This window comes from Egibacteraceae bacterium (genome assembly GCA_040905805.1).
In the GTDB taxonomy this organism is placed as follows: domain Bacteria; phylum Actinomycetota; class Nitriliruptoria; order Euzebyales; family Egibacteraceae; genus DATLGH01.
The window spans coordinates 117282-129355 of sequence record JBBDQS010000048.1 but is presented as its reverse complement, the minus strand read 5'-3'; the positions used below and the strand labels follow the sequence as shown (position 1 = coordinate 129355).

At 68.8% G+C, this 12074-nt stretch carries 18 protein-coding genes; 7 read left to right on the top strand and 11 right to left on the bottom strand.

All coding sequences use genetic code 11. From position 1 onward, the window contains the following. Positions 1-404: 404 nt before the first annotated feature. Genes WD250_06240 through WD250_06220 form a run of 5 tightly spaced genes read right to left on the bottom strand, consistent with a single transcriptional unit; the run spans position 405 to position 1749 of the window. The gene (locus WD250_06240; GenBank protein ID MEX2619801.1) at positions 405-647 is read right to left on the bottom strand and encodes a hypothetical protein; all 243 of its coding nucleotides are present in this window, start codon (positions 645-647) and stop codon (positions 405-407) included. A gap of 13 nt (positions 648-660) precedes the next feature. Further along, positions 661-906 (bottom strand): hypothetical protein, encoded by a 246-nt coding sequence (locus tag WD250_06235; protein ID MEX2619800.1) that lies wholly within the window; start codon positions 904-906, stop codon positions 661-663. A gap of 11 nt (positions 907-917) precedes the next feature. Further along, positions 918-1184, bottom strand: coding sequence for a hypothetical protein (locus WD250_06230; protein MEX2619799.1), 267 nt, complete (start codon positions 1182-1184; stop codon positions 918-920). After that, positions 1181-1453 carry a hypothetical protein gene (locus tag WD250_06225; GenBank protein MEX2619798.1) on the bottom strand — a complete coding sequence of 91 codons (273 nt, stop codon included), beginning with the start codon at positions 1451-1453 and terminating at the stop codon, positions 1181-1183. The genes WD250_06230 and WD250_06225 overlap by 4 nt, the downstream gene beginning before the upstream one ends. A gap of 8 nt (positions 1454-1461) precedes the next feature. Then, positions 1462-1749 carry a hypothetical protein gene (locus WD250_06220; protein ID MEX2619797.1) on the bottom strand — a complete coding sequence of 96 codons (288 nt, stop codon included), beginning with the start codon at positions 1747-1749 and terminating at the stop codon, positions 1462-1464. A 50-nt stretch (positions 1750-1799) separates the two neighbouring features. Here WD250_06220 and WD250_06215 point away from each other — a divergent pair, with 50 nt between their 5' ends. After that, entirely contained in the window at positions 1800-2438 is a 639-nt protein-coding gene (locus WD250_06215) for a hypothetical protein (protein MEX2619796.1), read from the top strand. Positions 2439-2481: 43 nt separating this feature from the next. On the opposite strand, the gene WD250_06210 is transcribed toward WD250_06215, so the two are convergent. From WD250_06210 to WD250_06200, 3 genes are read right to left on the bottom strand one after another with little or no spacing between them, the layout of a single operon-like run. Continuing rightward, positions 2482-3186: a hypothetical protein gene (locus tag WD250_06210; GenBank protein MEX2619795.1), complete on the bottom strand. Its 705-nt coding sequence runs from the start codon at positions 3184-3186 to the stop codon at positions 2482-2484. 11 nt (positions 3187-3197) lie between these two features. Further along, positions 3198-3908, bottom strand: a complete 711-nt coding sequence (locus WD250_06205; protein MEX2619794.1) for a hypothetical protein — start codon at positions 3906-3908, stop codon at positions 3198-3200. Positions 3909-3920: 12 nt separating this feature from the next. Beyond that, positions 3921-4508, bottom strand: coding sequence for a hypothetical protein (locus tag WD250_06200; GenBank protein ID MEX2619793.1), 588 nt, complete (start codon positions 4506-4508; stop codon positions 3921-3923). A gap of 705 nt (positions 4509-5213) precedes the next feature. On the opposite strand from WD250_06200, the gene WD250_06195 reads away from it, so the two are divergent. Genes WD250_06195 through hypE form a run of 6 tightly spaced genes read left to right on the top strand, consistent with a single transcriptional unit; the run spans position 5214 to position 9371 of the window. After that, positions 5214-5492 (top strand): HypC/HybG/HupF family hydrogenase formation chaperone, encoded by a 279-nt coding sequence (locus WD250_06195; GenBank protein MEX2619792.1) that lies wholly within the window; start codon positions 5214-5216, stop codon positions 5490-5492. A gap of 10 nt (positions 5493-5502) precedes the next feature. Further along, entirely contained in the window at positions 5503-6129 is a 627-nt protein-coding gene (locus WD250_06190; protein MEX2619791.1) for an SIS domain-containing protein, read from the top strand. Further along, on the top strand, positions 6126-6371 hold the full coding sequence (locus WD250_06185) for a hypothetical protein (protein MEX2619790.1): 246 nt from the start codon (positions 6126-6128) through the stop codon (positions 6369-6371). Before WD250_06190 ends, WD250_06185 begins: the two co-directional genes overlap by 4 nt. Positions 6372-6373: 2 nt before the next feature. Next, positions 6374-7048 carry an SIS domain-containing protein gene (locus WD250_06180; GenBank protein MEX2619789.1) on the top strand — a complete coding sequence of 225 codons (675 nt, stop codon included), beginning with the start codon at positions 6374-6376 and terminating at the stop codon, positions 7046-7048. After that, positions 7045-8169, top strand: coding sequence for a hydrogenase formation protein HypD (gene hypD, locus WD250_06175; GenBank protein ID MEX2619788.1), 1125 nt, complete (start codon positions 7045-7047; stop codon positions 8167-8169). Before WD250_06180 ends, hypD begins: the two co-directional genes overlap by 4 nt. After that, on the top strand, positions 8166-9371 hold the full coding sequence (hypE, locus tag WD250_06170) for a hydrogenase expression/formation protein HypE (protein ID MEX2619787.1): 1206 nt from the start codon (positions 8166-8168) through the stop codon (positions 9369-9371). Before hypD ends, hypE begins: the two co-directional genes overlap by 4 nt. A gap of 13 nt (positions 9372-9384) precedes the next feature. Here the strand turns inward: hypE and WD250_06165 are convergent, their stop codons facing one another. The 3 genes from WD250_06165 to WD250_06155 are packed head-to-tail and all read right to left on the bottom strand — an operon-like array spanning position 9385 to position 12066. Beyond that, positions 9385-9825 carry a hypothetical protein gene (locus WD250_06165; GenBank protein ID MEX2619786.1) on the bottom strand — a complete coding sequence of 147 codons (441 nt, stop codon included), beginning with the start codon at positions 9823-9825 and terminating at the stop codon, positions 9385-9387. Further along, positions 9822-11189 (bottom strand): VWA domain-containing protein, encoded by a 1368-nt coding sequence (locus WD250_06160; protein ID MEX2619785.1) that lies wholly within the window; start codon positions 11187-11189, stop codon positions 9822-9824. The genes WD250_06165 and WD250_06160 overlap by 4 nt, the downstream gene beginning before the upstream one ends. Beyond that, the gene (locus WD250_06155; protein MEX2619784.1) at positions 11182-12066 is read right to left on the bottom strand and encodes a MoxR family ATPase; all 885 of its coding nucleotides are present in this window, start codon (positions 12064-12066) and stop codon (positions 11182-11184) included. The genes WD250_06160 and WD250_06155 overlap by 8 nt, the downstream gene beginning before the upstream one ends. Positions 12067-12074: the final 8 nt, after the last annotated feature.

Here is a 12074-nt window from a genome sequence, read left to right as displayed (position 1 = left end):
GCAGCGACCGCCATGGAGGTGCTGAGTCATCCATCCCGCCGGACCCGGCAGACACACGATCCCCCCGTCGCATTCGCGGCGGGGGGATCGTTTTGGAACCTGATGGCCCCAGAACTTGGGACCGCACTGCAACCTAGTTGCCGCCCTTGGCGCTTCTGACGGCGAACCTCTGCAGGGTCTTGCTCACGTTCTGCACCTTGTGCTTGGTGCGAAGGTGGTCACCGACCTTGCTGAGAAGCTCGTCTTCGCTCGACGCCTTGAAGTGGCCCTTGCAGGTTGCACCTGCATCCGTTCAGCGGAACTCGTATGCCATGGAAGCCCTCCTCGGTTGAGGTCTCGGACGTTGGGCGCCTCCACCTGCTATTCGCAGCCAGGTGGGGGCCCGGATTGCAACGGACCGCCGCTCAGCCCTCCACGCCGAGCGCGTCCTCGAGTGCGTAGCGGGTCTCCTCCAGGTGCGAGTAGATCTCGCCGATGAGCGGCTCCAGGGGCTCAGCGCCCTGGGCGATCGCACGGACGCCGGCGTTGATCGTGCCGACCGTGAAGTTCACGTGGTTCAGGATGAGCGCCACCCGGGTGAGGTAGATCGCGAGGACCGCAACGGTCAGCGCGACGCCGATCAGGGTGACGACAGCAGCCAAAGGCATGTCTACTCCTTCTCTACAGCTGCTTGAGGGCAGCGCCGTAGCTCTTGACGCCGGAGGAAACCTCGGCGAGCAGGTCGCGGGTGTTCTCGAGCTCGTCGACGGCGTCGAGCGCTGCGATCAGCAGCACACCGTGCTCGAGGACGTCGTCACCGTACCGTCGAATCTCGACGATGGGCTCCATCAGGTTGTTCAGCAGGGTCACCACCACCGGGATGACGACCGCGACGAAGATCAGATTGCCAAGCCACCACAAAGCCATGTCGTCTCCTTCTACTGGACGGCGCGCGCGTAGCGCTGCACGTTGCCGGCGATGCGCGGAAGCATCTTGGCGATCTCGCCGAGCGCCTTGTTGACGCGTACGACGGGCGGCGCGATCGATTGCACCTGCTCCTCGACGGCGCGCACACCGAAGGCGACGTTGGCCAGGGTGGCCGACACCGACCGCAACCGGGTGGTGATGACCACCAGGTAGATGGCCAGCACGAGCACCAGGAGCAGGATCTCCGCGACGGTCAGAACGATCAGCAGTCGGATCATTGGGCACTCCAGAGCTCGTCGTGGCGGCGAATCTCGTCGCGCAGCTTGTCCACGGTGTTGGCGGTCCCTTGCAGCTGCCAGGCGGTGGCGGTGTTGGCCGCCAGCTTGGTGGCCATCTGCCAGACGTCGGCGAGACCTTGGTCGATGTCCTGCACGAAGCGCAGGAGCAGCGTGAGCAGCGCGATCACGACCGCGATCACGACCGCGCCGATGCCGAGCGCGACCGACCACATCGCGATCTCTTCTTGGGCGTACGCGAGTACCGTCATGCTTGCGGTCATGCTTGTGCCTCCAACGCTTCCCGGGCTTCGGTCGCACGATCCAGGATGGCCTTCGCCGAGGTGTTCACGGCGTCGATGTCCCACAGCGGCAGGGTCTGGACCCGTCCGCGGTCGAGGCCGATCAGGATGTCCTGGGCCTGCTTGGCGATCCGCGACGCCCGCGACAGGATCGCCGAGACGAGGATGACCACCACCCATACGAGGGCGAAACCGAGCCCGAGGCCCAGCCACCATCCCCACAGATGTGCTTCGCCGTGATCTGCGATCACCAGCAACTGGCTCAACATCCGGTCCTCCTTCTGTGCGCGCTCTGATCTCCGACTACGATCGGCGCATGCGGCGCAATCTCATGCTCTTCGGCGCGGCCTTCACGGCCGGCCTGATCATAGTGGTCGGGGCGACGGCCGGGGAACGCTTTTTCGAGGTCCCTGGCCTTGCTGCGCCGGCGCAACCGGACGCGGCTCCGACCATTGCCCAGGAACCCGTCCAACCGGTGCCTGCTCCCGCTGACGTGGGGGACTTCACCGAGTTTCACGACGAGGAGTGGGGCTTCGTCGTCTCGTACCCGTCGGGCTGGGAGCAGGTTGCCACGGACGATCCATCCGTCCGCCTGCTCGCCACGCTCAACGGCGCTCACTCCATCCTCGTACGGGTCGTGACGCTCGACGCGGAGGTCAGCGAGGACGACCTGGCGGGCGTCCGGACCTTCACCGACCCCATCGTCATGGACGGTGAGCAGGTGGAGATGCTGGCGGAGCCGTCCGTCGTCGTCGTCGGCGGTCTGCCTGGCATCTACTACCTGTACACCTTCACCGATGCCGCCTCGAGCGCGGAGGGGGTGCACCTGCACTACTTCCTGTTCGACGGTGACACGATGATCACCATCGTCCTGCAGGCCTTGCCGAGTGCGGACCTCGACCCGCTCGCCCCCACCTTCCGAACGGTGATCGAGAGCTTCGACGCCTCGATCTAGCAAGGATGGTGGGAGCGAGCGGGTCTCGGTCACGGTGGTGCGCCTAGCAGGAGCCGCCGCCGCCGCCGCCCAGCAGCCCGGCCAACAAGCCGGCGGGATCAAGGCTCAGCAGGCGGACGACCGCGTTGCAGTCGATCGAGTTGGCGTGCCCGTAGATGGTGTTCTCCTGCGGGCTGAGGCCGACGTTCGCGACGATGCCGCCGGTGTCGGCCTTGATGCCCTGGACCTCAGCGATGACCACGTCGACGCGGCGGTTGATGTCCGCGACGCCCACGTTGATGTCCTGCACGACCGGCAACAACGTGTTGAACGTGGTGCCGATCTGCTGCACGGAGCCGCGGATGCCGGCCTCGGACCCGCCGATGGCGAGAACGTTGGGATTGATCTGGCCGGCCGCGACCGAGTTGATCTCCCCGGCGGTGCCGAGGATCTGGGTGACGGTGCCGTCGATGCTGCCGGCGGAGCCGATCACCTCGTCGAGCTGAGCGGACAGGGGCGCTGCCGCGTCGAGGATGCCGGCGGCACTCGCGTTGATCTCCTCGGTGAGGGCGACGTGCCGGGTGTCGTCCTCGATGTCGGTGACGAGATTGCGGATCTCGAAGACCCGCTCGTCGATCTGCTGTGCCGCCACGAGCGTGCCCGTGAGCATCAGCACGGCCGCCAGCGCCCAGGCGATGACGATGACGAGGGACGCCCCGGCGAGGCCTTCCTCGCCGCTATGGATTCGTTCCCGGAGTCGGTTGGTCATGGTCAGGCCTCCTAGCACGGGCCCGGAGTGGGGAGGCCGGTGCAGATGCTCTCGAGGTGGCCGTCGGTCTGCTGGAGCGCCGGAAGGACGTTGTTCGTATCGCTTCTGACGGGGCCGAGAATGCTGTTGGCGATGTCGACTCGCATCCAGATGTTGTCCGCGGAGAAGCCCTGGCCCGCCGGCATGCCGGTGGACTGGGTGTTCTCCAGCGAGGCCAGGATCTCATTGGCCCGCGCCAGCACCGACTGCAGGGTGTCGGAGGTGCCGACCAGGCCACCGCCGGTCCCCTGCAAGGAGCTGGACGTGTTGTTCAGCGACGCCAACGTGGAGGACAGTGACGAGTCGACCTGCTGCAGCGAGCCGCGGATCGTGCTCAGCTCGCTGACGATGGTCTGCGCCTGGCCCGGGACCGGGAGGAGCGCGGTGTCGATGCTGCCGAGGGTCTCGTTGACGAGCGCGACCTGGTCAGGCAGCGGGCGGACGTCGCCCGTGACATCGACCAGGTCGGAGTCGGTCGAGGCCAGCGCGTTGTCGATCGAGACCAGCGCGTTGGAGATGCCGATGAGGAACGCGATCACCACGACGAGGACCAGCAGGGCGATCGTCACCCAGATCCACAGCCAGCGGCTGACACCGGCTGATTCGACGTCGCCCGCCGAGCCGGGGGTCACCTGCGACGTGCGCTCGGTCTCGGCGTATCTGCTTTGGAGCTTGGTTGCCATTGGTCATGCCTCCTATTGACAGACGCCGGTGCCGGCCAGCGGCCCGAGCAAGAGCTTGTTGTCGATGCCGCACGCCGTGAAGTTGATCGACTGCGCGGTGGTCAGGATGCCGCCGGTGTCCTGCTTGATGCCTTGTGCCAGCGGGATCGTCGTGTCGAGGCTGGTGTTGATGCGCACCACGTCACCGTCGATGCGCCGGGCGACGTCGAGGATCGCGGCGGCCGTCTGGTTGATGCCCACGGCCGTCGTGTCGATGGTGGCTGCGGTGCCGCCGATGCCACCGGACGCGGCGGTGGTGTTGATGGTCTGGGCGGCTCCGAGGATCCCACCGGCGGTCGAGTTGATCGAGGTCGCGAGCCCGTCGACGGCCTGGGCGAGCGCCACGATCTCCGCGAGCAGCCCCTCCAGGGGGTCAGCGGTGTTCAGGATCGACGCCGCGGTCTCGTTCGTGCGGTTCAGCTGGACGATGGAGTCTGTCGCGGCGTTGATGCCGGTCCCGCTCTCGGCGATCGTGTCGGCCTTCTCGTTGATGCTGCGCGCGGTCGTCAAGGTCCGACCCAGCAGGCCGGCGGACACCGCCACAGCGGCGAGGACCACCACGAGAACGAGTACGCTGGCGATTTCGACCTGCCCGTGCTCTCGGGCGTGTCGTGGTGCTTTGCCTGGCCCCTGTCGGGTCGTGCCGATCACTGGACCACCTCCTGATCGTGTAGGGACGACGCGCGGTGACCACAGGTCACCACAACGGCTGTTGATGTTGATCTGGGGTCAACGCAAACCGCGTCTTGGATCAACGCGAACCTCCTTCGGGCCGGCTTGGCTCGATGTCGGCTGGACGGGCGAACGGACTGGCGACTGGATGGGCAAGGGTGCGGGGGCGGCACCAGGCACAACCGGTCACGCCTCCGGCAAGGAGGCGCAACGCTGCGTTCCTGATCCTGCGAGTGCCATGTTGGCCCTCCCCTCGATGGGGCCGACGTACGTGTACCACACACCTAGGAGCCTGACTAGTCCCGCCGGAATAAACGACTGGGACAGCCAGGGGGTTCGGTGCGGTCGGCACTTCACCCGACCAGCGCTGCTCGGACCCGGATCAGGTCAGCCGCTGGGTCATGCTGTGCAGGGTGCGGGCAGTCTAGGGGATCACGACGCGCGTCGGAGCAAGCGGCCGGAGGGAAACGTGTTCCAGTGCCTGTGGTACCACAGGTATATGCGGCTAGCATGGAGTGGCGGCACGAGCCATCGCCCCCTGTACGGCGCGGTGGCAGCAGATACCATGAGCACCCCCAGGTGGAGGAGCATCCCATGTGTCTCGGTATTCCCGGCAAGATCGTGGAGCTGGTCGATCCGGAGAACGGGATCGCCAAGGCAGACGTCAACGGCGTGCGCCGCAACGTCTCCATCCAGCTCATCCCGGCGGACGAGGGCGGCATCGAGGTCGGTGACTGGGTCTTGATCCACGTCGGCTTCGCCATGTCCAAGATCGACGAGAAGGAGGCGGAGGAGACGTTCCGGTTCCTCGAGCAGCTCGGCTCGATGTACGAGGAGGAGCTGTCCGACCTCGCCACCAGCGACATCGAGTAGGGGGCGTGTCGTGAGCCAGCAGTCGACGGCGGCGGTGCGGTCGGCGGTCGACGCGGCCCGCGCGCGGCGCCGGGCGCCGGGCGAGGCGGTGGCGGCCGACGCCGAACGGGTGGCCCGCGCGTGCCACGCCATGGCGGAGCGCTTCCACCGCGGGGGCAAGCTGGTCGGCTTCGGCAACGGCGGGACCACCTCGGACGCGCAGCACGTCGCCGTGGAGTTCGTCCATCCGGTGCTGGTCGGCAAGCGCGCCCTGCCGGGGATCTCCCTGACCAGCGACGTGGCCACGATCACCGGGGTCGCCAACCGCGAGGGGTTCGCCGAGGTGTTCGCCCACCAGCTGCGCTACCTGGCCAACCCCGACGACATCGCGCTCGGCGTCTCCTCCGACGGGCACTGCGCCAACGTGCTGCGCGGCTTCCAGGTGGCCAAGGAGCGGGGCATGCTCACCGTCGCGCTGGCGGGCGGTGACGGCGGCGCGATCGCCGCCGACGCCGCGGTCGACCACGTGCTCATCGCCCACTCCGACGACCCGAGGATCATCAAGGAGGTGCACGTGACGCTCTACCACGTCCTCTGGGAGCTCGTGCACGTGTTCTTCGAGCAGCCCGGTGTCCTGAGCCCCGAGGTGCTGCGATGAGCGACCCGGTCCCGTTCGGCACCCAGCTGACTCCCCCCGTGCCGGAGTGCTACGGGGAGGTCTGCATCACCTGCTCGGACGAGGCCGTCGAGGTCACGATCGTGGAGCTGCTGGACGATGGCCTGGCCCGGGTGGACACGGGCGCGGGCATCGAGGAGGTGAGCGTGATGCTCGTCGACGCCGAGGTCGGCGCGCGCATCCTCGTGCACGCGAAGGAAGCCATCGTTCGCTTGGCGGACTGATCATGGCCAACGACACCCCGGGCGGTTTCGAGTCGCTCTACCCGTTCCTGTACGCCGACGCATCGAACGTCGACGCCGTGCTGACGGAGGCGCGCCGGTCCACCGCCGAGAAGGCGGCGGAGATCGTCGCGCTGCGCGAGGAGGTCTTCGAGCTGCACGCCGATCGGCTGGTCGACTGCGCCGAGGCGATGGCCGCCTCCTTCGTCGCGGGCCGCAAGCTCTTCGCCTTCGGCAACGGCGGGTCGAGCACCGATGCCCAAGACGTGGTCAACACGTTCCTGCACCCCGGTCCCCCCGACCGCCCCCTGCCGGCGCTGTCGCTCACCGGTGACATCGCGGTCCTCACCGCGCTGTCCAACGACGTGAGCTTCGACGTCGTGTACGCCCGCCAGATCGCGGCGTTCGGGCGCCCCGGCGACATCGCCGTCGGGCTGTCGACGTCGGGCGGGTCGACCAACGTGCTCCGCGCCTTCGACGAGGCCTCGCGTCGCGGGCTCATCTCCGTGGGCCTGGCGGGCTACGACGGCGGACAGATGGCCGAGGCCGACAACATCGATTTCCTCTTCGTGGTGCCCTCCACCTCGGTGCACCGCATCCAGGAGGCCCAGACGACCCTGTACCACGTCCTGTGGGAACTGACCCAGACCGCCCTCGAAGGCCTAGGAGCGACACCATGAAGTTCGTCGACGAGTACCGCGACGCGGACATCGCGAAGCGGCTGTCCAAGGAGATCGCCGAGCTTGCGGGCTCCCGCGAGTACAAGTTCATGGAGGTGTGCGGGGGGCACACCCACACGATCTACCGCCACGGCCTCGAGGACTACCTCCCGGAGAACGTGTCCCTGATCCACGGACCCGGCTGTCCGGTGTGCGTCATCCCCATGGGACGCGTCGACGACGCGATCGCGATCGCCGAGTCCGACGACGTCATCATGACGTCCTTCGGCGACATGATGCGCGTGCCCGGGGGCCGGGGATCGTTCTTCGACTCCAACGCCGCCGGCGCGGACATCCGCATGGTCTACTCGCCGCTGGACGCGCTGAAGATCGCCCGCAACAACCCCGACAAGCGGGTCGTGTTCATGGCGATCGGCTTCGAGACGACCGCCCCGTCCACCGCGGCGACGGTGCTGCGTGCGGCCGCCGAGGGCCTCGAGAACTTCTCGATCTTCTGCAACCACGTCACGATCATCCCGGCGATCAAAGCGATCCTGGACTCGCCGGACCTGCGCCTGGACGGCTTCATCGGGCCGGGGCACGTCTCCACGGTGATCGGCTGCCGGCCCTACGAGTTCATCGCCCGGGACTACGGCAAGCCCATCGTGACCTCGGGCTTCGAGCCGCTGGACATCCTCCAGGGCGTCTACATGATCCTCAAGCAGCTGCAGGAAGGGCGCTCAGAGGTCGAGAACCAATACAGCCGCGTCGTCCCGTGGGACGGCAACCGCGCGGCGCTGAAGGTCATCGGCCAGACGATGGAGCTGCGGCCCTACTTCGAGTGGCGCGGCCTGGGCTTCATCTCCCAGTCGGCGATGCAGGTCCGCGAGGAGTACGCCGCCTTCGACGCCGAACGCGTCTTCGACGTCCCGGGCGTGCGCGTGGCCGACCCCAAGGCCTGCCAGTGCGGCGAGGTCCTGAAGGGCGTGCTCAAGCCGTGGGAGTGCAAGGTGTTCGGCACGGCCTGCACCCCCGAGACCCCGATCGGCACCTGCATGGTGTCCAGCGAGGGCGCCTGCGCGGCCTACTACAACTTCGGACGGTTCACCCGCGAGCGCGTCCGGGAGGCGACCGGGACATGACCGACCAAGCCGCCGCTCCCGGCGTCCCCCCCGACGACGACGGGGCGCGTTCCGCGGACTGGGCCGAGGAGGCCCTGCGCGAGCACGAGGAGTTCCACGAGCTCGCGCCGCACGCCCCCGGTGAGGCGCACCTCTCCCGCGAGGAGCAGGTGCACCAGAAGATCGAGCGCGCACGGGCCCGCAAGGCGCGGATCAAGGAGGAGCGCATCACCATGTCGCACGGGGCGGGCGGCAAAGCCACCCAGACCCTGATCGACGCGCTGTTCCTGGAGAGCTTCCGCAACCCGACCCTGGAGCGCATGGAAGACCAGGCGATGCTGGACGTGGGCGGCACCCGGCTGGCGTTCACCACGGACTCCTTCGTGGTCTCGCCGCTGTTCTTCCCGGGCGGCAACATCGGCGACCTGGCGGTCAACGGAACGGTCAACGACCTCGCGGTCTCCGGCGCCCGCCCGCTCAGCCTGTCCGCCGGGTTCATCCTGGAGGAGGGCTTCCCGATCGCGGACCTGCGGCGGATCGTGGAGACCATGGCGACCGCCGCGGCCGCGGCGGGTGTGCAGATCGTCACCGGGGACACCAAGGTCGTCCCCCGCGGCAAGGGCGACGGCTGCTACATCAACACCTCCGGCATCGGCTTGCTCGAGCGGGACCTGAACCTGTCGGCCGCGAGCGCCCAGCCGGGCGACACGATCATCGTGTCCGGACCCATCGGCGAGCACGGCGTGACGGTCATGCTCGCCCGCGGGGAGCTGGAGATCGAGTCCGACGTCGTCTCCGACACCGCCCCCCTGCACGAGCTGATCGACCGGCTGCTCGACGCCACCACCGGCGTGCGCTGCATGCGCGACGCCACGCGCGGGGGCGTGGCGACGGTCCTGAACGAGATCGCGCAGGCCTCGCAGATAGCCGCGGTGCTCGACGAAGGCAAGGTCCCGATGCGCCCCGACGTCTTCGGCGCCACGGAGATCCTCGGCATCGACGCGCTCTACGTCGCCTGCGAGGGTCGCATGGTCCTCGTCATCGACGGCGCCGAGGCGGACGCCGCCCTGGAGGCCCTGCACGCCCACCCCCTCGGCAAGGGCGCTGCGGTGATCGGTTCGATCAGCGACGATCCCCCCGGCCTGGTGCTGCTGAAGACCACCTTCGGCGGGACCCGCATCGTCGACGTCCTGGTCGGCGACCCCCTCCCCCGCATCTGCTGAGGCGGCCGGGCCACTAGCTGTCTTGGGGGTCGGGCTCCTCCATGAGCTCGGTGATCTGCGACACGGCGCGCGCGAAGGCGACCATGGAGAAGTTCTTCAGTCGCAGGTTGACCCCCCCGGCGGGCCCGTCGGCCTTGAAGCTCAGCGACAGGCCGGGGTGGCGCATGTACCAGCCGCCGACCGCGCGCAGGGCACTGGCGCAGGCCGCCGCGTCGGGGAACTCGAGGAGGAACACCCGCAGGGCCACCTCCTCGGTCTGCTGCGGGGTCGGCGTCAGGCGCGGCTCGACCTTCTTGGGCCCGCTCGGCAGCGACAGCTGCGGCAGGCGGCTCAGGCGCTGCTGCAGGCCCATCTGGTCCTTCAGCACCTTCTGCAGCTCGTTCAGGATCGTCGTCTGCTCCTCGACGTCGTAGTCACCCTCGGGGAAGGTGACGACCACGCGCAGCTCACTCACAGCGCCCTCGCGACGAAGGCCTCGAGCTGGGCGAGCGTGCGGACCTCCACCACCTCGTCGCATGCCGGCGCGAACTGGCTCATGACCGAGTCTCCCGTGTCCCAGTGGGCGCGCGGCTCGGGGTTGAGCCAGTACAGGCTGCGGGCGCGGTCGGCGACGCGCTGCAGGTACTCCACGCCGGTGCTGCGGAAGTTCCCGCGGGCGTCGCCCACGACCAGGACCGTCGTGCGCGGAGCGATCTCCCGGCCGACGCGCTGCCAGAACTGCTCCATGCAGTTGCCGTACCAGGACTGGCCGTCCGTGGTGACCACCTCGGCCTCGGCTTCGACCCGGGCGAGCGCGGCCGGGAAGGAGCCCGCCGTCTGGAGCATGGACGTGACCTCGTCCACGGCATCGACGAAGACGAACGTGCGCACCCGCTGGAACTGCGTGGCGAGCCCGTAGGTCAGCTCAAGCGTGAACTTCGCGAACGCCCGCATGGACCCGGAGATGTCGCACAGCAGCACGATCTCCGGCTTGCCGGCGATCGGACGGCGGAACCGCGGCTCGACGAGCACGCCGCCCGTCGACAGCGACGAGCGGATCGTCCGTCGCATGTCGAGCCGGCCCCGGCGGGCGCGGCGGCGACGGTGGGACAGGCTCTGGGTCAGCTTGCGGGCCAAGGGGGCCAGGGCGGTGCGCATGCGCTCGACGTCGGACTGGCTGGCCCAGAGGAAGTCGATCTCATCCGGTGGGGGACGGCGGTTGCGGCCCGCCAGCTCCTCCGGGCTCAGGACCCCCAGCATGTCCGAGAAGATCTCGTCGGTGAGCATGTCACGGAAGGCCTCCATGCGGTCGCCGATGTCCTCCGTGATCGCACGGCGCTCCAGGGCCGTGAGCCCCTGGCCCGAGACCTCGTCGTCGTAGAGCTGCTGCATGATGGCGTCGAGGTTCAGCCCCCGCAGCGCCCGGAACACCGCGGCGTCCTCGCTGAGGTTCGCGTCGGACTCGTCACCGTGCTCCTCGACCCGCTCCTGGGCCATCTCGCGCAGCCGCTCCCGGTCGCCGGATCGCAGGGCCTCCGTGAGCTCCTGGCTGGGGTCTCCCCCACCGCGTCTCCTGCTCTCGGCACGGCCCTGCCGCGGTGACCGCATCGGGAAGTAGAGGTCGAAGATGCGATCGAAGCGCGGCCGCAGCGCCGGCTCCTTGCAGAGCACGGCGGCGAGCGCGGCGCGGACCACCTCCCGGTGCTCCAGCGGCACGGCGGGCAGGGCCACCAGGGCATCGCTGATCTCGGGGGCCGACACCGCGATCCCCGCGGCCCGCAGTTCGCGGGCGAAGGCGACGACGTGCTCGCCCAGCCCGGCTGTCCGGGTCTCAGCCACCGGAGCCCTCGTCGAGCTCGCGCAGCACCGTCGCCTGGTCGCTGCGGTGCTTCAGCAGCGTGCCGCCGGTGCGCTCCAGCGCATCGCGGTCCGCCGGGGTGAGCCCGAGGTCGACGAGCGTCGCCGCCCAGTCGAGCGTCTCGGCGATGGACGGGGCCTTCTTCAGCTCCAGGCCGCGGATGGCCTGCACCGTGCGCACCACCTGCTGCGCGAGCGTCTCGGTGATGCCGGGCACCCGCGACAGCACGATGGCACGCTCGCGGTCGGGGGTGGGGTAGTCCATCCACTGGTACAGGCACCGGCGCTTGAGCGCCTCGGACAGCTCCCGGGTCGCGTTCGACGTCAGGATGGTCAGGGGCTGGCTGTGGGCGGTGATCAGCCCAAGCTCGGGGATGGTGACCTGGAAGTCCGACAGCACCTCCAGCAGCAGCGCCTCCGTCTCCATCTCGATGCGGTCGACCTCGTCGATCAGGAGCACGACCGGCTCCGACGAACGGATCGCATCGAGCACCGGACGCGACAACAGGAACGGCTCGCTGAAGACGTCGTCCAACGGGCTCCCGCCGTCCTCGCCGTTGGCCGTCGCGGCCTGCAGGCCGAGGAGCTGCTTGCGGTAGTTCCACTCGTACAGCACCTTGGTCTCGTCGAGACCCTCGTAGCACTGCAGGCGTATCAGCCGGGCACCGGTGGCCTGCGCCAGCGCCAGCGCCAGCTCGGTCTTGCCGGTGCCGGCCGGACCCTCGAGGAGCAACGGCTTGCGCAGGCGAGCGGCGAGGTAGACGGTCGTGGCGGTCGCGGCGTCGGCGAGATACCCGCCCCGCCGCAGCATGTTGGCTGCTTCCTCGACCGACGGGATGTGGAGCCCGGTAGCAACCATGGCGCCTC